The sequence below is a fragment of the Metabacillus litoralis genome, assembly GCF_003667825.1.
Taxonomy (GTDB): Bacteria; Bacillota; Bacilli; order Bacillales; family Bacillaceae; genus Metabacillus; species Metabacillus litoralis_B.
Genome location: NZ_CP033043.1, coordinates 5000550 through 5020915 on the forward strand (window position 1 = coordinate 5000550; position 20366 = coordinate 5020915).

The following is a 20366-nucleotide window of genomic DNA, read 5'->3' on the forward strand; positions in this document are numbered from 1 at the left end:
CATAAACTGACACAATCTCAATATGCATAAGAATTAGTTTTAAAATTTAAAAAAATATTATTTATACACTTGATTTTATTTTTATACAAACTTATAATTGAGAAATAATTTAGAAAACGAACTTACTAGAGGGTGTGATTTGGTGAAAGTCGGAATTATCGGGGCCACAGGATACGGTGGAGTCGAATTATATCGTATATTATCCAATCATCCACATGTAGAAGAATGTATCCTTTATTCATCTTCAGAAATGGATGTTCCATACAGTAACACATTTCCACATCTACATGATTTGAGCGATCACATATTAAATAATATTGATGTGGAAGACATCAAAAAGAATATACATGTATTATTTTTAGCAACACCTCCTGGGGTTTCAAGGAATTTATCTCCACAATTTCTTGACTCAGATGTAAAGATTATTGATTTGTCCGGTGATTTGAGGTTAAAGGACCGTAATGAGTATGAACATTGGTATAAAAGACCTTGTGTAGAAGATGAGGTACTTGAAAAGACAGTTTACGGCTTATCTGAATTAAATAAAGAAGAAATTAAGAAGGCAACACTGCTTGCAAATCCAGGATGTTTTCCAACAGCTACGATATTGGGCTTAGCACCAGTTGTAAAGAACAGGATTATTCATGAACAATCGATTATTGTGGACGCGAAAACAGGAGTTTCTGGAGCGGGTCGAAATATCTCACAAGCTACTCATTTTTCTGAAACAAATGAAAATATAAAAATTTATAAAGTTCATGAACATCAACATATACCTGAGGTGGAGCAAGCGCTTTTTGCATTAAACGATGGGATAACGGCTATCTCATTTAATACACACCTCATTCCAATGACAAGAGGAATTATGGCGACAATTTATGCTAGTTTACAAGAGTCGTATACAACAGAAAGTTTATTAGATTTATATAAAGACTTTTATGCTGCATCACCATTTGTGCGTGTTCGTAAACAAGGTGAGTTTCCTTCAACAAAGGAGGTTTATGGCTCGAATTTTTGTGACATCGGCCTAAAAGTAGATGAACGAACAGGAAGAGTAACGATTGTTGCGGTAATTGACAACTTAATGAAGGGTGCAGCAGGTCAGGCGGTACAAAACTTCAACCTAATGAACGGCTATGAAGAAGCAACGGGCTTGTATTTTGCACCTATATATCCATAAGACTATTTGTAAGTGATGAAGAAAATTTGTTCATCATGACAACCGGGGAGGAAATAAACGTGCTACAAGCAAAAGAAACATCTAGCATTAAAAAAATTGAAAACGGGTCAATCGTTTCAGCAAAGGGTTTCTCAGCTGACGGTGTTCACGTCGGGTTACGTTATTCGAAAAATGATTTAGGTGTTATTTATAGTGAGGTACCGGCGAGCTGCGCGGCTGTATACACTCAAAGTCATTTCCAAGCTGCACCGTTAAAGGTAACACAAGAAAGTGTAGCAAAAGAAAACTTATTACAAGCGATTATTGTTAATAGCGCAAACGCTAATGCATGTACTGGTGAACAAGGGTTAAAAGATGCATATGAAATGAGAGAGCGCTGTGCAAGCCTGTTTACTATTCAACCTCATTATGTTGCAGTTGCTTCAACAGGTGTTATTGGTGAATTTTTGAAGATGGATAAAATTCGTGCCGGTATTCAGGAGTTAAATCCTCAATGTAACCAAGAAGCATCAGAGGCATTTCAAACAGCGATCTTAACAACAGATTTGGTTATGAAAAACTCTTGCTACGAAGTAGAAATTGATGGGAAAACAGTAACAATTGGGGGAGCCGCTAAAGGATCAGGGATGATTCATCCAAATATGGCAACAATGCTTTCATTCGTTACAACTGATGCGAATATTGATTCTTCAACTCTTCAAGCGCTTTTAAGCGAAGTAACTGATAAAACATATAATCAAATTACTGTTGATGGTGATACATCAACAAACGATATGGTATTAGTTATGGCAAATGGCAAGGCAGAAAATAATGCGCTAAATCCAAATCATCCACAGTGGGATGACTTTAAAGCAGCATTTCAATTAGTAAGTGAAGAGCTGGCAAAGCAGATCGCTAAAGATGGTGAAGGAGCAACAAAGCTGATTGAAGTGGAAGTAACGGGTGCTAAGACGAAGCAAGAAGCAAATGTTGTTGCAAAAAAAATCGTTGGTTCAAGCTTAGTTAAAACAGCGGTTTACGGGGCTGATGCGAACTGGGGAAGAATTATTTGTGCAGTTGGATATAGTGAGGCACAAGTGGAACCGGAAAAGATTGATATTTTCCTAGGAGATTTATGCTTGTTCACGAACAATAGTCCACAATCGTTTTCCGAAGAGGCTGCTTCAAGTTACTTAAAACAAGATTCAGTGAAAATAACAGTTAACCTGGGAGTTGGAGCTGAAGCCGGTAAAGCCTGGGGCTGTGATTTAACATATGATTACGTGAAAATTAACGCAAGCTATAGAACATAAGGGAGATCGTTATGTCAAAAACAGTCGTATTAAAATGTGGTGGTAGTACCGTTCATCAATTATCAGAAACATTCTTTCAAAGTTTAAAAGATTTGGTTTCATCAAACTGGCGGGTCATGATTGTCCATGGTGGAGGTCCAGATATTACAAAGATGCTAAAGGCTCTGGAAATAGAAACTGAGTTCTATAACGGACAACGAAAAACAACAGAGGATGTATTAGAAATTGCTGAAATGGTGCTAGCTGGTAAAATTAATAAACATCTGACAAATCTTCTTCAGCAAAAAGGGTTCAACTCGATCGGAGTATCAGGTACTGATGGTGGACTTTTACAAGCGGAATATTTGGATAAAGAGAATCTGGGATTGGTAGGAAAAGTAACCTCAGTTCAGACGTCAGCTGTATCTTTATTAATGGATCATGGATATATACCGGTTGTTGCGCCACTGGCACGCACTGTGACAAACGAGACTCTAAATGTGAATGCCGATTTAGCTGCAGCAGCTATTGCAAATGGTGTAGGAGCTGAAAAGTTTTTATTTGTAACGGATGTACCAGGAATTATGGATCAAAACAAGCAGGTGATTGAAACCATTACACCTGAAGAAATCTCCGAACTGATCGAAAAAGAGGTCATTACAGGGGGAATGATTCCAAAGGTTGAGTCAGCTGTAGCCACTTTATCTGACATTTGTCAGGAGGTTATGATTGTAAGTGGAAGCGAGGCCTTTGTTGAGAGCGGTATATTTAAAGGAACAAAAATTGTAAGTGAAGGGGAGGTTTTGAAATCATGAGTTATTTATTCCCTACGTACGCAAGATGGGATGTAACGATTAAAGAAGCAAAGGGCTCATGGGTTACTGATGAGAATGATAAAAAGTACTTAGATTTTATCTCCGGTATTGCTGTTTGTAACTTAGGGCATGCAAATGAGGATGTGACGGCTGCGGTCGAGGAGCAGTTAACAAAGTATTGGCATATGTCAAATTTATTTCATCAGCCAATTCAAGAGGAAGTAGCCAAGCTCTTAGTTAACTCAACTGAAGGAGATGCTGTTTTTTTCTGTAACAGTGGGGCAGAAGCAAACGAAGCTGCAATCAAACTAGCACGCAAGCACACTGGGAAAACAAAGATTGTAACCTTTTTACAATCGTTTCATGGCAGAACTTTCGCAACAATGTCAGCAACAGGTCAGGAAAAAATTCAACAAGGATTTGGACCCTTGCTTGAAACATTTCAATATTTACCATACAACAATTCTAATGCGTTAGATGAGCTTGAAGACGATGTAGCAGCAATTATGCTAGAAGTGGTTCAAGGTGAAGGTGGAGTTGTTCCAGCACAGCAAGAATTTCTTCAAAAAGTAACGGAAACGTGCAACCGTATCGGAGCATTATTAATCATTGATGAAGTTCAAACTGGTATTGGTCGTACAGGAAAACCATTTGGTTATCAACATTATGGAATTTCACCTGATATTATCACTTCTGCAAAAGGGCTCGGCAGTGGCTTACCGGTCGGAGCAATGATCGGAAAGCAGTCTTTGATTGATACCTTTCAAGCGGGAAGCCACGGTTCTACTTTTGGTGGTAATCCAATTGCCATGGCAGCTGCAAAAGCTACAATTACCAAAATCTTTGAAGAAAATTTTCTTAAAGAAGTGGAAGAAAAAAGTAACTATCTGCTTGGCAAGTTGAATACTGTAATAGGAGCTCATTCCCTAGTGAAAGAAATTCGCGGTAAAGGCTTATTACTAGGAATAGAATGTAAGGAACAAGTTGGAGAGATTATTAATCAGCTTAGAGAAAAGCAATTACTTGTTTTGCCAGCTGGACCAAATGTGGTCCGATTACTTCCTCCATTAACAGTGTCGTATGAGGAGATTGATACAGCGATTGAAACAATAGCAAGTGTGTTTTCTTCAGTCGAGCAATCCGTAGGTGCGCAATAAGACAGTATTTTTTTTGCTAGTAATTGAATAAAAATACTGTATATTTAATAATTATCCACACGCTAATAGGTGGGCGTTTCCACTAGTAGAGAACTATAGACAAACGAGGTGTAAACAGATGAAAGGATATCTCCATTTAGAGGATGGATCAGTGTATAACGGGACACTTGAACATGGCTCCTCGGAGGACATTAACGGTGAAATTGTATTTTTTACAGGAATGACGGGTTATCAGGAAGTATTAACAGATCCTTCCTATAAAAATCAAATTGTTGTATTTACGTATCCTCTTATTGGAAATTACGGGATTAACATAAGTGATGATGAAAGTAAAAAGCCGCAAGTAAAGGCGGTAGTTATCTATGAAAATACGACAAATTATTCACACTATGAAGCGCAATACAGCTTTAAGGAGTATCTAGAAAAATGGAATATTCCAATCATTCACCACGTTGACACACGTGCTGTTGTGAAGAAAATTAGAAATCATGGATCAATGGCGGCTACGATCTCAACAACCTTAAACCAAGAAGAACAGCCTTGTGCAATCTTCGAAGATGGAGTTTTTGAGGTTGTATCCGATCAGCTTGAAACTTATGGTGAAGGTGAAAAACATATTGCTTTAGTTGATTTCGGCTTTAAAAAATCAATTTTAACAGCCCTTTTAAATAGAGGTTGTAAAGTAACAACCGTTCCTTTTAAAATGATCGACAAAGTTGCTGATCTTAAACCTGACGGAGTCCTTTTATCAAATGGACCAGGAGATCCAGAGCAACTAGCAAACTATTTTTCACAAATTAAGAAAGTCGTTGCTGCGCACCCAACATTAGGTATTTGCTTAGGTCATCAGTTAATTGCCCTGTCATTTGGTGCAAAAACGAAAAAGCTTCTGTTTGGACATAGAGGAGCTAACCAGCCAGTATATGATGTGAAAACAAACAAAGTGTTTATGACCTCGCAAAATCACAGCTATGTTGTGATGAAAGATAGCTTAAAAGAAACAGAGTTAGATATGCGTTTTTATCATATTAATGATGATTCAATCGAAGGATTATCACACAAGAACTTACCAATTATTACAGCACAATTTCATCCAGAGGCACATCCAGGACCTTCAGATAGTGAATGGATTTTTGATGAATTTTTAGATTTAGTCGCTGCTGCAAAAGGAGATATACTTTATGTCTAAAAACCAATCAATAAAGAAAATCATCGTAATCGGTTCTGGCCCAATTGTGATCGGTCAGGCGGCAGAATTTGATTATGCAGGAACACAAGGATGCTTAGCGTTAAAGGAAGAAGGCTATCAAGTTGTCCTTGTTAATAACAATCCGGCAACAATTATGACAGATGAGGAATTCTCAGATGTTCTGTACTTTGAGCCTCTAACAGTTGAAAGTCTAACAAACATTATTAATAAAGAAAAACCCGATGGCTTGCTAGCTTCACTAGGTGGTCAAACAGGACTGAACTTAGCGATGGAGCTTCACGAAGCTGGTGTTCTTGAAAAATACGGAGTGCAATTACTAGGTACTTCAATAGAATCAATCCGCAAAGGTGAAGATCGTAACGAATTTCGTCAGTTAATGTACGATTTAAACGAGCCAATACCTGAGAGCTCAATTGTCACAACTCTTGGTGAAGCTCTTGAGTTTTCTGAAAAAATCGGCTTCCCAATCATCATTCGTCCAGCTTATACACTTGGAGGAAAAGGTGGCGGAATTGCTTCGAATCTAGAAGAATTTAAGAAGCTTGTAAAAAGCGGGTTACATGCAAGCCCTATTACACAATGCTTAATTGAAAAAAGCATTGCAGGCTTTAAAGAAGTAGAGTATGAAATGATACGAGATCATAAAGGTACATGTATTTCTGTATGTAATATGGAAAATATTGACCCAGTTGGTGTTCATACAGGGGACTCAATTGTTGTTGCGCCATCTCAAACGTTAACAGATCAGGATTACCATATGCTAAGAAGCGCAGCAGTTAAGATCGTTTCAGCACTAGGTGTGGTCGGTGGATGTAACATTCAATTAGCTTTAGACCCAAAAAGCAAGCAATACTATGTGATTGAAGTTAATCCACGGGTCAGCAGATCATCTGCTCTAGCATCGAAGGCTACTGGTTATCCAATTGCGAAAATCGCTGCAAAGCTTGCAGTTGGTTACACACTTGAAGAATTAAAAAATCCATTAACAATGAGCACATATGCAAGCTTTGAACCAGCACTTGATTATGTTGTTGTAAAATTCCCAAGATGGCCGTTTGATAAATTTAATAAAGCGGACCGTAAGCTTGGTACAAAGATGAAAGCAACCGGCGAGGTTATGTCTATTGAACGTAATCTAGAAGCTGCTCTTCAAAAAGCGTGTGATTCATTAGAATTAGATAACATTGGAACACATCTACCGGAGTTAGTGACGTTATCGACAGACGAAATCATTACGTTAATGAAAAAGACCGATGATCGTAGATTCTTTGCTGTAATGGAACTAATTAGAAGAGGAATAACAATTGAGGCAATTCATGAAATGACGGAAATGGATCTTTATTTCCTTTCTTGCTTTAAGAAGATTGTTGAGCTTGAGAATCAGCTTAGAGGAAAGTCTCTTGAAACACTAGAAGCTGATTTAATAGCTGAAGTAAAGGAAAAAGGTTTCTCAGACCGTACAATCGCCTCTCTCTTAAATGCTCCTGAAGCAAATGTTCGCAAGCTTCGTCTTGACGCAGGAGTGAAGGCTTCTTATAAATATGTAGATACATGTGCAGCGGAATTTGAAGCACGTACGAACTATTTTTACTCCACTTATTTTGGAGAAAACGAACAGCCTGAACTGTCAGATAAGAAAAAAATCTTAATTATCGGCTCCGGTCCAATTCGTATCGGTCAAGGAATCGAATTTGATTATAGTGCTGTACATGGAATTAAGGCTCTAAAGCAATTAGGTTATGAAGCAATCATGATCAATAATAACCCAGAAACAGTGAGTACAGATTTTGAAACAGCTGATCGTCTGTACTTTGAACCAATAACTCTTGAGCACGTATTAAACATTGTGGATTCAGAAGGTATCGATTCTGTTATTGTACAATATGGTGGTCAAACAGCGATTAACCTTGCGGAACAGTTAGAAACGGCAGGAGTTCAGTTATTAGGTACAGACACGGAAACTCTTGATTGGCTAGAGGATCGTGATAAGTTTTATCAAATATTAGATAACCTATCCATTCCACATGCTGCTGGTTTAACAGCAAACAATGCAGAAGAAGCATTAAAGGGTGCTAATGAGATCGGCTTCCCACTTTTATTAAGACCTTCTTATGTAATTGGTGGAAAAGGAATGGTTGTGGTTCATAACGAAGCAACCCTTGCTAAGCTTCTTTCGGAAAATACTAATATGATTTATCCCGTATTGATTGATCAATTTGTTCAGGGTCTAGAAGGAGAAATTGACTTAATTTCTGATGGTGAAGAAGCTTTTATTCCAACTTATATTGAGCATGTTGAGCCAGCAGGTGTTCATTCAGGTGACAGCTTAGCGATTTTACCTTCTCAAAATTTAACGGATAAAAATAAACAGGTAATTGCTGATTATGCTAATGCCCTAGTGAAAAAGCTTAACTATCGTGGCATTATGAATATCCAATTTTTAGTAAATGGTGAAGATATTTATGTGCTTGAGGTAAACCCGCGTGCAAGTAGAACCGCACCGGTTATTAGTAAAGTAACAGGTATTCCAGTAATTAAGCATGCAACGCATTTATTGTGTGGGAAAAAATTAAAAGAGCTGCAAATTCAACCATCAGAACAATCCAATATGGTAGCTGTTAAGTACCCAGTCTTCTCAAGTCATGCTCTTCATGATGTAGATATCACATTAGGGCCGGAAATGAAGGCAACTGGTGAAGGAATGTGTGTGGGCAAAGAATTAAAGAGTATTTACCGTAAAATTTTCAAAAAAGAGCTAGAAAATGTAACAAGTGTTTATTTTGATATAAAGAATGAAGAGGCGCTCAAGACCGCAAAAGAAGCAGGTCTTAACGTTGTAACAAGTGATTATCAAACATGGGTTGAGGGAGAAAAAGGGATTTTTGTATCCCTTGTTGATAGTGAAGAAGCAAAGCTAGAACGTCAGCAAGCATTAGAAAAAGGCATGATCTTATTTACAAACCTTGCTACGTATTATGCGTGTATAGATAGCCTCTCAGCATTGGATGAGGACGTATCTTCTATTCAACAACTCACCAAGCCGTTAATAAAGAATGTATAAATATTAAATAGAGATGAAAGGAAGTGGGCAAGCGTGAGTTTAAAGCTTAAAGAAAAGACGATACAAAAAAGAGACTTTTTAACATTACTTGATTATAGCCAGCAGGAGATTCTAGACTTAATTGAAGATGCTTTTAAGTTAGAAGAAAATCCGCTTCAGCCAGTGTTACAAGGTAAAACACTAGCGATGATTTTTGAAAAATCGTCAACTAGAACTCGTGTGTCATTTGAAACAGGAATGCTTCAATTAGGAGGCCATGCTTTATTCTTAAGCAGCCAAGACCTTCAACTAGGAAGAGGAGAGCCTGTATCAGACACAGCAAAAGTACTTTCTGGATATGTAGATGCCATCATGATTCGTACATTTGGTCATGATAAGATCGAAGAATTAGCTAAGCACGCAAGCATTCCAGTAATCAATGGTTTAACAGATCTTTTCCATCCTTGCCAGGCACTTGCTGATTTAAAGACAATTTACCGCCTGAAAGAGAAATTTGTTGGCGTCAAAACAGCTTACTTAGGTGATGGAAACAATGTTGCACATTCTCTTATGATTGCTGCTGCCAAAGTGGGAATGGACTTTTCCTTAGGTTGTCCAAAAGGATATGAACCAAACCAAGCTGTTGTGGAAAAAGCTCAGGAGCTTGCCACTGAGACAGGTGCAAAAATTACAATCACAAATGACCCGATTGAAGCGGTCAAAGATGCCGATATCATCTATACAGATGTATGGGCGAGCATGGGGCAAGAAAGTGAACAACAAGAACGTCTTGTTGCATTTAAAGACTTCCAAGTAAACGATGAACTAGTAAAGCATGCAAAGAATGACTACAACTTCCTGCACTGCTTACCAGCACATCGCGAAGAAGAAGTAACAGCATCCATTATCGACGGCGAGCATTCAGCTGTATTCGAGCAAGCAGAAAACCGTCTGCATGTTCAAAAGGCGTTGCTAGTGAAATTGTTAGGATAGTACTTATATAAGAAGGCGTGTTAACTGGTTTTGGTTAACACGCCTTTTTTGGGGGATTTGGGAGCGTAGATGTTGAGGGGTACTACTACTTGGTTGGTGGTTAGCTTTTTAAAGGAGTAGGGGAAGATGGTGAGATCAGAGAAAGGTGTTTTGATAATGGGCGAATTAAGACATGAGAAGGGATTGAGAGGAAGGATGAGTCTCGATACTGTGGGAATCTGGACAGAAGAAGGGAGTAGGAGAAGAAATGAGTCTCGATAGTGCGGGAATCGGGACAGAAAAAGGGATGGAGAAGAGAAATGAGTCTCGATACTGTGAGAATCGGGACAGAAAAAGGGATGGAGCAGAGAAGTGAGTCTCGATACTGCGAGAATCGGGACAGATAAAGGGATGGAGCAGAGAAGTGAGTCTCGATACTGTGAGAATCGGGACAGAAAAAGGGATTGAGAGGGGAAATGAGTCTCGATACTGCGTGAATCGGGACAGAAAAAGGGTTGGATCAGAGAAATAAGTCTCGATACTGCAAGAATTGGGACAGATAAAGGGATGGAGCAGAGAAATAAGTCTCGATACTGCGAGAATCGGGACAGAAAAAGGGATGGAGCAGAGAAGTGAGTCTCGATACTGCAAGAATCGGGACAGATAAAAGGTTGGATCAGAGAAATAAGTCTCGATACTACGAGAATCGGGACAAAAAAAGGGAGAAGGAGAAGAAAAGAGTCTCGATACTGCGAGAATTGGGACAGAAAATGGGTTGGATTAGAGAAATAAGTCTAGATACTGCAAGAATCGGGACAGATAAAAGGTTGGATCAGAGAAATAAGTCTCGATACTACGAGAATCGAGACAGAAAAAGGGTTGGATCAGAGAAATAAGTCTCGATACTGCGAGAATCGGGACAGAAAAAGGGTTGGAGTAGAGAAATAAGTCTCGATACTGCAAGAATCGGGACAGATAAAGGGTTGGATCAGAGAAATAAGTCTCGATACTACGAGAATCGGGACAAAAAAAGGGAGAAGGAGAAGAAAAGAGTCTCGATACTGCGAGAATCGGGACAGAAAAAGGGTTGGATCAGAGAAATAAGTCTCGATACTACGAGAATCGGGACAAAAAAAGGGAGAAGGAGAAGAAAAGAGTCTCGATACTGCGAGAATCGGGACAGAAAAAGGGTTGGATCAGAGAAATAAGTCTCGATACTACGAGAATCGGGACAGAAAAAGGGTTGGATCAGAGAAATAAGTCTCGATACTGCGAGAATCGGGACAAAAAAAGGGAGAAGGAGAAGAAAAGAGTCTCGATCCAGCAAGAATCTGGCCTCAGAAGCAAAACTATCCCAGCATGAGCCGACTGCCGCCTTGTCCGGGTTCGGTACTACTTTAACTTAACTCCTATAATCAAACACAAACAAAAAAAAGCGCAAGGTCGCCCTTCACGCTTTTTAATCCCTCTATGCAAACAACAAAACCGCAATCCCAACCACAAAGCAATAAAAAGAAAAGTACTTTAAATTGCCTTTAGCCATAATATTCATGAACCATTTCAGTGAGAAATATGAAGTTACAAGCGCTGCAATAAACGCGATAATATAAGGGATAAGTAATGTGTCTAAATTTGGATCATCCATTAAATCCGTGATACTTAAAATCATCCCCCCAAAGCTAACGGGGATAAAAAGTAAGAAAGAAAACTTTAGAGCTGTTTCCTGCTTCATACCCAAAGCCATGGCTGCAACAATTGTAGCGCCAGATCGACTAATTCCAGGAATTAGCGCAACTGCTTGAGCAAAGCCTACAATAAGAGCATCTTTAAGAGTAAGATCTCCATCATTTTTTCTCCCGCGTAGGTTACGGATTGTCCATAATGCAATTCCTGTGATAATCAGGGTAATAGCTGTTACTTGAATGTGTTTTAGGTGTTTTGAGATTACATCATCAAATAGGAGACCAATGACTCCTGCTGGAATCGTTGCGATAACAAGATAAATGATAAATTGAAAGTCATTTTTGCTATGCTTGTCTTTTGTTGATATGTATTTTAACCCATTTACTGTTAATCTTACTAGATCTTCACGGTATATCATTAAAACAGCTATTAAAGAAGCTGCGTTAACTAACAATTCAAATGATAATCCTTCAATTTCAAGGCCAAGAAAATGCTGGGCAAAGACTAAATGTCCACTTGAAGAAATGGGGATTGGTTCCGTAAACCCTTGAAATACTCCTAATAAGAAGTATTTTATGATTAAAAATAGATCCAATTTAACATCCTCCGTTCATGAGATTTACAATCCTTTACCATTTAACTACAGGTTTGGAATCCTGTAAAGAACTTTTCTGAACTCATGAAATTGGTCCTAGTGGAGATACTATGAGTAAGCAAGGGAGGAGGAGTTAAAATGGGCCAACAACATCGTTTTAGAGCTGGTCAAAAAGCACCTAATAATGGAATGTATGTAGAAATAGGTGAATCAGGGGACAACGTAAAAAACCCTGGTCAAATTAAATTAAAAGCGGGAGATCGTTTCCCAGAAACAGCCAACCATAATCGTCAGTGGACATATAAAAGAAAGCCTTAATGATTTAGCTTTCAATGAAACAAAAAACCCTACTTTTAAGTAGGGTTTTTTGTCTTTTAGTCGAATCATTTAATGATGGTCGTGGTTTGGAACTGGCTCGCTAGGAATTAATTCCGCAATGATAAAGATGACAACGGTTGCAATCACAGCAAGTGTCGTTGAAACCATAAAATCATAATGACCACCTGTCATAGAGTTAACTACATATGACGCCATATGTATTAATAAAAAAGTCCAAAAAAATGTCCAAAAGAAACGCATATCGTTCACCTCTATTTCCAGACGAATTCTTACTATATATTATCACAATATCTTTCAATAATAAAAGAACCTTTTTTAATTGTTCATAAACTCTACAAATCCTGCATGAAATAATAAAACAAATTATTTATAAAACGGTTGAATAGGTTGGATTCGTCTATATTTACACGAATAGTGATACAGTCCCATTCTTTTTGTGTGTTAAGACATACATTATAAAGAAGAAAAGTCACAAAAGAGAAAGGTGGTGGGCAAGTGATGAGTATAACGGAGCGTTTTTTTCAAATTGAAACGGAATGGAATGTAATCCATTTACCAACAAAGCCGAATGGGTTTGGAATATTTATCATCGGTGATCGATCAGATTTTGTTGATGGAACATCGAGCTTTTGGCATCAGCATTATGGGCGTAATCAATTAATATCCGAGTTGATGAACAAGGGATATACCCTTTTTCACTCTAATTTATTTGGTAATCATTGGGGAAGTCCTAGGTCAGTTACTATGGCGAAACAGCTTTATCATCTTGTAATGAAGAAAGAAATTTTAAATCAACGTATCCATCTGTTAGTCGATGGTATGGGTGCGTTAACTGGATTGCAATTAATGAATGAAATACCAGATAAGATTCGCTCTGTAGCCATGATGAATCCTTGCCTTGACCTCCAAGCCCATTTAAAAAATGAAAAAGAGCATAAGTTTTTTTATAAAAGATTAATAAAAGAAATTGCTGAAGCCTATGAGACTGACCAGAAGAAGGTTCCTAGACTTGATTTACCAAATCTTACGACTATAAATTCACAAGTTCCAGTAAGGATTTGGCAAAGAATGAATAGCAGTACTTATGTTCATCATCATCATAGTAAACGGTTTGAAGAATTAAGGAAAGAGGCCGGTTCTCCAATTCAGTTAATTTACCATTTAGGTGATAATCCTTATCGAACAAATCAATCAATTATTCGATTTTACAAAGAAAATGAGAGGATCTTATGATGAAATATTTAAAGCGTCTTTAAGAGGCGCTTTTTTTAGCAAGGCATCTTAAACAGATTTAAAGTACTAGTAACCGGTTCTCTCGCATATTTTGGTTATAACGCCTACTAAGGAGGTCATGTTATGGTTAATTCTGTTATGGTATTTGGAGCACATTCTTATATTGGTTTTTCACTGATTGAAAAGTTTCTTGAAGAAGGGGTAGAAGTAACAGGAATATTCACTGAACCAAATAGAGATGATCAAAAAAACTTACTAAACGAACGACTTATGTTAATTGGAAGAAACGCTTATTTTCAAGCGAAGTTCTCTTCTCGTCATTTAACAGAAGAAAATCAAGCTGATGTTATAATGTTTTGCTTTGACATGGAAGAAAAGGATCTTAAAGAGGAAGAATTTAAAAAAGCCATACAATTAGCTAAGAAACATAAAACTCAATTTCTTCTTATAGGGTCAAATGTTATTCATCCTAATAAAGATAGAAACCCTTTCATTGAAACAGGGCTAAGCTACCTGTCTGAGCAGCTTGATCATTATTCTGTTTTGTTTTTTCCAAGTCTTTATGGTCCCTTTCAGCCTCCGGAAGAAAAAATTCATCAGCACTTGTTAGCTTATATAGACAATAAACAAACGTCCTTAAATATTGAGGAGCCCATTATGTATATAGAAGATGCAACAAATGCAGTTTGGGCCTATATGGATGAACTTGAATTGGGAAAGATGTATTCCTTTCTAAGTGAACTGAATGATGAAACTAACTCCTTTTCAGTTGAGTTAAAAATGAATGCAACCTTTTCAGAGGTGGATGAAGTATTTGAGAAACAAGTTTTACATTCTTCTACGTCAATTGAAAAAGGTCTAGAGAAACAGCTTGATACTATTATAAGATTTCAAGATATTTATAAACTGAAGTAGAATGTTATTGTACAATTAAATATGGAAGATATAAAATAAAGGCAGTAAACTAGAAATAAGGGAGGGGTTGCCATGTACATAAAGTTTGGTTTAGTCCTTATCCTTCTTTTTTCACTTTTTGGTTGTGGACAACCCGTAGCTTCAGGAAAACTGGAGAAAGTAGGTTTACTTGTACCCGATACAATAGATGATAAAGTATGGGGAACAAAAGGGTACAAGGGGCTGCTGAAGATTCAGTCTGAACTAGGCGTGGATGTTTTTTATAAAGAAGGAATGAATGATGAATTTAGTATTCGTTCTGCTATTGACGAATTTCAAGAAAAGGATGTTAATCTGATTTTTGGTCATGGTAGTGAATATGCTGCTTTTTTCAATACCATTTGTAAAGATTATCCTGATATTCATTTCGTTCTATTCAATGGGGAAGCTTCTGGAGAAAATGTCACAAGCTTAAACTTTGAATCACATGCAATGGGCTTTTTTGGAGGAATGGTTGCTGGTGAAATGACGAATAATGATAAGGTTGGTGTATTAGCCGCATTTGAATGGCAGCCTGAAATTGATGGTTTTTTTGAAGGGGCATATTTCCAAAATGAAAATGTAAATGTTGATATTCAATATGTACAAGATTGGAATGATGTCACGACAGCTATGACCCTGTTGGATGCAATGATTGCTGAAGGAGTAGACATTGTTTATGTTGCAGGAGATGGTTATAATATTTCCGTCATTGAGCGTCTAAAGGAAGAGGGCTTGTATGCAATTGGATTTGTATCCGATCAATCTGATTTAGGGAAAGGAACAGTTCTCACAAGTACAGTTCAACATGTGGATGTCTTATATGAGCTTGTTGCAAAAAGTTTTGATAGCGGAGAACTAGAAAGTGGAGAATTATTTTATGATTTCCAAGATGGTGTTATTTCACTGGGGAAATTTAGCCCCTTAGTGGAAAAAAACTTTCAAACAGATCTTCAAGAATCTATTGAGGAATACAAGGAAAGTGGGCTCTTACCTAATCAATTGTAAGCATGTTTCTATACATACAAGATCATGCATTATATGATAATACTAGAGAATAAGAAGGAGTGAGTAAGAATGGAACAGCATCCAAAAACGATGGAATTTATGCAGATTGCAATGAAATATTTACCTGAAGCTAAGCAAAAATTAGAAGGTTCAGGGATTGACTTATCGATGGAAACAATTCAACCTATGCTTGAGTTATTTACGAAGGTTATGGGAGAAGCGTACGAATTAGGAAAGAAGGATGCACAATAAAAGCTGCCATTGGCAGCTTTTTCTTGTTTAGAAAATCATTTCTTCTTTTTAAAAAAATCCATAATAGGGGATAATTCCTTTAAAACTGGTTTAAGGTTCTCAAGAGAAACCATAATATCATCGATTTGCCCCATTAAAGTAAAATAGTTTACATCTTCTTTTTTGTTTTCTTGTTCTTCTTCTTGATGCAAGGAATGTTGAAGTCTTTTTGGAACTCTATTTCCGAACATAAGTTGAGTAAATTTATCTGTTGAAACGGTGTTCTTCTCTTTGTTTTCATCGGTTTTGGTTATTTGATCATCTAAATCATGAGAGGTTTCTTCAGAAAATGTTTCATTATATTCCATCTTAACACCTCCTTAGAAAGTTTAGTGTCAGGGTCCAGATAGTAATATTTTATGAATGTGATCAAGACGGGTTCTAGACTCGTGAACCAAAACATTCATATTGAAAAAAATTTTTGAATGAGATAAAATTAGTACCAAGTCATAACATTTGATATAAATTTAAATAAAATAAATTCACTTTTTTACTATTTATTAAAAGATAAAGGGGCTGCACAAATGAACGCAGGGATTATTGGTATCGGACGATACACACCTGAAAAAGTTGTTACAAATGCTGATTTAGAGAAAATCATGGATACATCAGATGAATGGATAAGAACGAGAACGGGAATCGAGGAACGTCGCATTGCTGATGATTCAGTTGATACTTCTCATATGGCTAAATTTGCTGCAGAGAAAGCATTAAAGGATGCTGGTATTGCAGCTGAAGATTTAGATTTAATTTTGGTTGCGACAGTAACACCAGATCAGCCCTTTCCATCTGTAGCATGTATGCTACAGGAATCATTAGGTGCAACTAAAGCTGCGGCAATGGATATTAGTGCAGCATGTGCTGGTTTTATGTATGGAATGGTTACAGCTAAACAGTTTATTGAATCCGGAGCTTATAAGCATGTGTTAGTTGTAGGTGTTGAGAAGCTTTCGAAAATTACAGATTGGGATGATCGTAATACTGCGGTACTTTTCGGGGATGGAGCTGGAGCGGCTGTCATTGGACCTGTTAGTGAAGGAAAAGGGATATTATCCTTTGAGCTTGGGGCTGATGGAACAGGTGGAAAGCACTTATATCAAGATGAATATATCATCATGAATGGCCGTGAAGTGTTTAAGTTTGCTGTAAGGCAAATGGGCGAGTCTAGTGTTAACGTTTTGGAAAAAGCAGGATTAACAAAAGAAGATGTTGATTTCTTAATCCCACACCAAGCAAATATCCGTATCATGGAAGCAGCTCGTGAACGTCTTGAGTTACCTGAAGAAAAAATGTCTAAAACAGTTAACAAATATGGCAACACTTCTGCTGCATCTATCCCTATTTCTCTAGTAGAAGAACTAGAAGCAGGAAAGATTAAAGACGGAGACCTAATTGTTATGGTAGGCTTCGGCGGCGGACTAACATGGGGAGCAATTGCTCTTCGTTGGGGTAAGTAGGTGCCCGGGACGGGTGTTGGAGTGCCTGTCACTCCCCGAAATATGTCGAACAACAATAGAAACGATTAAATAAATAAATTCTCTCAAAGGTGAGGTGTCATCATTATGGAAAAAAAGCGAGTAGTGGTAACTGGGTTAGGAGCTTTAACTCCAATTGGGAATGATGTGCAAACATCGTGGCAAAATGCGATCAATGGAGTATCAGGAGTTGGTCCGATAACAAGAATTGATTCTGAACCATATCCGGCTAAAGTTGCTGCAGAATTGAAGGATTTTGATGTTGAGCAATTTATGGATAAAAAAGATGCTCGTAAAATGGATCGTTTCACACAATATGCTGTTGCAGCATCATTTATGGCTGTAAAGGATGCGAATTTAGAAATAACAGACGAAATCGCTCCACGTGTTGGAGTTTGGATTGGTTCTGGTATTGGCGGAATGGAAACATTTGAACAGCAATATAGAACGTTATTAGAAAAGGGACCAAGACGTGTTAGTCCATTTTTCGTACCGATGCTAATACCTGATATGGCTACAGGTCAGGTTTCAATCGCATTAGGTGCCAAAGGATTTAACTCTTGTACAGTAACAGCTTGTGCAACCGGAACAAATTCTATTGGAGATGCTTACCGTGTTATCGAGCGTGGAGAAGCGGATGTGATGATCACTGGTGGGGCAGAGGCTCCTTTAACTGAAATGTCATTTGCAGGCTTTACTGCGAACAAGGCATTATCTACTAATCCAGATCCTAAAACAGCAAGCCGTCCATTTGATAAAGATCGCGATGGCTTTGTTATGGGGGAAGGTGCTGGGATTATTGTTCTTGAAGAATTAGAGCATGCGCTAGCACGTGGTGCAACTATTTATGCTGAAATTGTTGGGTATGGCGCAACGGGTGATGCTTATCATATTACAGCACCTGCTCCAAACGGTGAAGGTGGTTCAAGAGCAATGAAAATGGCAATTGAACGCAGTGGCCTAAACGCAAATGAAATTGATTATATTAATGCACATGGTACAAGTACTCCTTATAATGATAAGTTTGAAACATTAGCTATTAAGGAAGTATTCGGTGAACACGCGAATAAGCTTGCAATCAGTTCAACTAAGTCAATGACTGGACACCTATTAGGTGCTGCTGGTGGTGTAGAAGCTATTTTTAGTATTCTCGCTATTAAAGAAGGAATTCTACCACCAACAATCAATTTACAAACTCCAGATCCTGATTGTGACCTGGACTATGTTCCAAACGAAGCACGTAAACAAGAAATCAATACAGCATTGAGCAACTCATTAGGTTTCGGTGGCCACAATGCTACGATTATCTTTAAAAAATATCAAGCATAACATAAAAAAGCCAAATCAAATTTGATTTGGCTTTTTGCATATTGATATCCCCGTAATCTCCAAAAGTAAGAACAGTCCTTCCTTCAATTCATAAACTAAAGAGGGAAGGAGTGATGAAACAAAATGAGTGTTATTAATACTACAGAGTGGCTAGAAACAACCCCAAACCAATATGAAATTTGTGAGAAACTAACACCTTACTTCTCTAAAATGAATGCACGGGACATTTCAAACTATCTCCATTCTTTTGGTATGTATAAAAGATCTCCAGCTAGCCAGGATTGGATTGATGTTATAAAGGATAAACGACTATTACATTACATCAATGATGAAAAAAAGAAGTTAAAAAGTGAATGGAACGGACCTAGTGTCCCTATTTTTGTGTTTCCAGTTGATGTTCATAACAGGAAAATAGAGATGGAGTATAGAGGCCGATCTGGATTAGCTTTTCATGATAAGTTATTTTTATTTCTATCACAAGATGTGAAAAAAGAAGATATAAAGTCATTGCTAACTCATGAATATCATCATGTTTGTCGTTTGGCAGCTATTACAAAACCTGAAAAGGATTTTACGATTATAGATACAATGATAATGGAAGGATTAGCAGAAAATGCCGTTCGTGAAAAACTCGGTGAAGAGGCGGTAGCAGAATGGACGAAGCTTTATCATCCTGATCAATGTGACCGTTTCTTAGAAAGAATAATTTTGCCCCAGAAAAAAACGACTCGGCAAGATCAAAAGTTTACACAGCTTATGTTTGGAACTGGTTTTTATCCCAAAATGCTAGGGTATGCAGTAGGTTATCATCTAGTGAAAAATTATATGGAGAAAACGAACAAGGCGACAAAAGCACTTTTAGGGATTGAAGCCGAGGATTTTATTGAATAAAAAACCCTTTAATGTTGTGAAAAGTAACATTCTCTTACAATTCACAACATATATTTTAAGTAGGACAACCTTGCATAATAAATTCAAGCATATTCTTCAATGATTGGAATAATTTATCTAAAATTTGCCTATACTGTTTGACAAATGGTACTGAAGTGAGGGGTCAAAAAATGTTATTTCTTCATGATGTTTGGGTAAATTGGTTTGAAGGTGAAGAGAACGGGTACAACGTCTGTCATTTTCATGAATGGAGAAAGGATGACAGTGTTGAACTTCTTGATCAGGTTCCCCTATTAAAGGTTAATTCCTTACTTTTTGACTACATAGAAAACAACTTAGCGGAGTTACCACCTGGTCTACTAAAAGATATTTTCCAAAAGGCTTATATTCGTAAAAATCATGAAAGAATACAGTTGGATTATTGTTTTGTTGTTACAGATGGAATTGGTATTCTTGCAGTTGACACAATTGGTTATACAATTCCTATTCGTAAAAGCCGAATCATTCCAAGACAGGAGCAACTAGTATTTGAAATGGTAAAGGATATTGAGCCTGAAGAGTATTCAATTGAAATGTTAAGTGAAGAAGATGAAAAAGAATATCATATTTTATCGTTGGCACCTCAACATATGAGAGGGTTAACAAGAAAAGAGCGCCAATTAAAGCAATTATTATTTATGGCACTTGATCAGTTACAAGCAACTAAAAATGCCGCAGAGGTAAAGTATTGGTATACTGAATGGAATCCAACTAAATATGAGGATATCCAGCAACGAGAGTTTGATGAAGTATGGAGACAATTATATGAAGAAACGATACATGGATGGTCTCCAAAGCATATCCAGTTATGTGAGCGATTAATTAAAGGACAACCTTTCTTTGAGAAGCTCTGGGATATGGAACATGAATCAAAAGTTAATTAAAGTGGACGAGCTACATATAAA

Annotated in this window: 20 protein-coding genes; 17 read left to right on the top strand and 3 right to left on the bottom strand. The window is 37.5% G+C overall.

Annotated features, from left to right (window positions below):
* Window positions 1-142: 142 nt before the first annotated feature.
* From argC to D9842_RS24500, 8 genes are all read left to right on the top strand, one after another.
* Window positions 143-1180, top strand: a complete 1038-nt coding sequence (gene argC / locus D9842_RS24465) for an N-acetyl-gamma-glutamyl-phosphate reductase (protein ID WP_121664708.1) — start codon at window positions 143-145, stop codon at window positions 1178-1180.
* A 59-nt stretch (window positions 1181-1239) separates the two neighbouring features.
* Window positions 1240-2472 (top strand): bifunctional ornithine acetyltransferase/N-acetylglutamate synthase, encoded by a 1233-nt coding sequence (gene argJ, locus D9842_RS24470; protein WP_306821494.1) that lies wholly within the window; start codon window positions 1240-1242, stop codon window positions 2470-2472.
* A gap of 11 nt (window positions 2473-2483) precedes the next feature.
* Entirely contained in the window at window positions 2484-3266 is a 783-nt protein-coding gene (argB, locus tag D9842_RS24475) for an acetylglutamate kinase (protein ID WP_121664709.1), read from the top strand.
* Window positions 3263-4423, top strand: coding sequence for an acetylornithine transaminase (locus D9842_RS24480; RefSeq protein ID WP_121664710.1), 1161 nt, complete (start codon window positions 3263-3265; stop codon window positions 4421-4423). The genes argB and D9842_RS24480 overlap by 4 nt, the downstream gene beginning before the upstream one ends.
* A gap of 118 nt (window positions 4424-4541) precedes the next feature.
* Window positions 4542-5612 carry a carbamoyl phosphate synthase small subunit gene (locus D9842_RS24485; protein WP_121664711.1) on the top strand — a complete coding sequence of 357 codons (1071 nt, stop codon included), beginning with the start codon at window positions 4542-4544 and terminating at the stop codon, window positions 5610-5612.
* On the top strand, window positions 5605-8694 hold the full coding sequence (locus D9842_RS24490) for a carbamoyl-phosphate synthase (glutamine-hydrolyzing) large subunit (RefSeq protein ID WP_121664712.1): 3090 nt from the start codon (window positions 5605-5607) through the stop codon (window positions 8692-8694). Before D9842_RS24485 ends, D9842_RS24490 begins: the two co-directional genes overlap by 8 nt.
* A 33-nt stretch (window positions 8695-8727) precedes the next feature.
* On the top strand, window positions 8728-9666 hold the full coding sequence (gene argF / locus D9842_RS24495) for an ornithine carbamoyltransferase (RefSeq protein ID WP_121664713.1): 939 nt from the start codon (window positions 8728-8730) through the stop codon (window positions 9664-9666).
* A gap of 611 nt (window positions 9667-10277) precedes the next feature.
* Complete coding sequence (locus tag D9842_RS24500; protein ID WP_121664714.1) at window positions 10278-10541, top strand: hypothetical protein; 264 nt, start codon at window positions 10278-10280, stop codon at window positions 10539-10541.
* 572 nt (window positions 10542-11113) lie between these two features.
* On the opposite strand, the gene D9842_RS24510 is transcribed toward D9842_RS24500, so the two are convergent.
* Window positions 11114-11923, bottom strand: a complete 810-nt coding sequence (locus tag D9842_RS24510; RefSeq protein ID WP_121664716.1) for an undecaprenyl-diphosphate phosphatase — start codon at window positions 11921-11923, stop codon at window positions 11114-11116.
* A 138-nt stretch (window positions 11924-12061) separates the two neighbouring features.
* Between D9842_RS24510 and D9842_RS24515 the strand changes: the two genes are divergently transcribed.
* A complete protein-coding gene (locus tag D9842_RS24515) occupies window positions 12062-12241 on the top strand; it encodes a YjzC family protein (protein ID WP_098798716.1) in 180 nt (59 codons plus the stop codon).
* 69 nt (window positions 12242-12310) lie between these two features.
* Here the strand turns inward: D9842_RS24515 and D9842_RS24520 are convergent, their stop codons facing one another.
* The gene (locus D9842_RS24520) at window positions 12311-12502 is read right to left on the bottom strand and encodes a DUF2929 family protein (protein WP_121664717.1); all 192 of its coding nucleotides are present in this window, start codon (window positions 12500-12502) and stop codon (window positions 12311-12313) included.
* Between the two features lie 258 nt (window positions 12503-12760).
* Between D9842_RS24520 and D9842_RS24525 the strand changes: the two genes are divergently transcribed.
* The 4 genes from D9842_RS24525 to D9842_RS24540 all read left to right on the top strand — a co-directional run bounded on the left by D9842_RS24525 (window position 12761) and on the right by D9842_RS24540 (window position 15688).
* The gene (locus D9842_RS24525; protein ID WP_121664718.1) at window positions 12761-13495 is read left to right on the top strand and encodes a hypothetical protein; all 735 of its coding nucleotides are present in this window, start codon (window positions 12761-12763) and stop codon (window positions 13493-13495) included.
* 123 nt (window positions 13496-13618) lie between these two features.
* The gene (locus tag D9842_RS24530; protein ID WP_121664719.1) at window positions 13619-14410 is read left to right on the top strand and encodes an NAD(P)-dependent oxidoreductase; all 792 of its coding nucleotides are present in this window, start codon (window positions 13619-13621) and stop codon (window positions 14408-14410) included.
* Window positions 14411-14482: 72 nt separating this feature from the next.
* A complete protein-coding gene (locus D9842_RS24535) occupies window positions 14483-15436 on the top strand; it encodes a BMP family ABC transporter substrate-binding protein (protein WP_121664720.1) in 954 nt (317 codons plus the stop codon).
* Between the two features lie 69 nt (window positions 15437-15505).
* The gene (locus D9842_RS24540; protein WP_098798711.1) at window positions 15506-15688 is read left to right on the top strand and encodes a ComZ family protein; all 183 of its coding nucleotides are present in this window, start codon (window positions 15506-15508) and stop codon (window positions 15686-15688) included.
* Window positions 15689-15723: 35 nt separating this feature from the next.
* On the opposite strand, the gene D9842_RS24545 is transcribed toward D9842_RS24540, so the two are convergent.
* Window positions 15724-16035: a hypothetical protein gene (locus D9842_RS24545; protein WP_121664721.1), complete on the bottom strand. Its 312-nt coding sequence runs from the start codon at window positions 16033-16035 to the stop codon at window positions 15724-15726.
* A gap of 216 nt (window positions 16036-16251) precedes the next feature.
* Between D9842_RS24545 and D9842_RS24550 the strand changes: the two genes are divergently transcribed.
* The 4 genes from D9842_RS24550 to D9842_RS24565 all read left to right on the top strand — a co-directional run bounded on the left by D9842_RS24550 (window position 16252) and on the right by D9842_RS24565 (window position 20345).
* Entirely contained in the window at window positions 16252-17184 is a 933-nt protein-coding gene (locus D9842_RS24550) for a beta-ketoacyl-ACP synthase III (protein ID WP_121664722.1), read from the top strand.
* Between the two features lie 105 nt (window positions 17185-17289).
* Complete coding sequence (gene fabF, locus D9842_RS24555) at window positions 17290-18531, top strand: beta-ketoacyl-ACP synthase II (protein ID WP_121664723.1); 1242 nt, start codon at window positions 17290-17292, stop codon at window positions 18529-18531.
* A gap of 123 nt (window positions 18532-18654) precedes the next feature.
* Window positions 18655-19422, top strand: coding sequence for a DUF2268 domain-containing putative Zn-dependent protease (locus tag D9842_RS24560; protein ID WP_121664724.1), 768 nt, complete (start codon window positions 18655-18657; stop codon window positions 19420-19422).
* 170 nt (window positions 19423-19592) lie between these two features.
* Complete coding sequence (locus D9842_RS24565) at window positions 19593-20345, top strand: YjbA family protein (protein ID WP_098798706.1); 753 nt, start codon at window positions 19593-19595, stop codon at window positions 20343-20345.
* Window positions 20346-20366 lie beyond the last annotated feature (21 nt).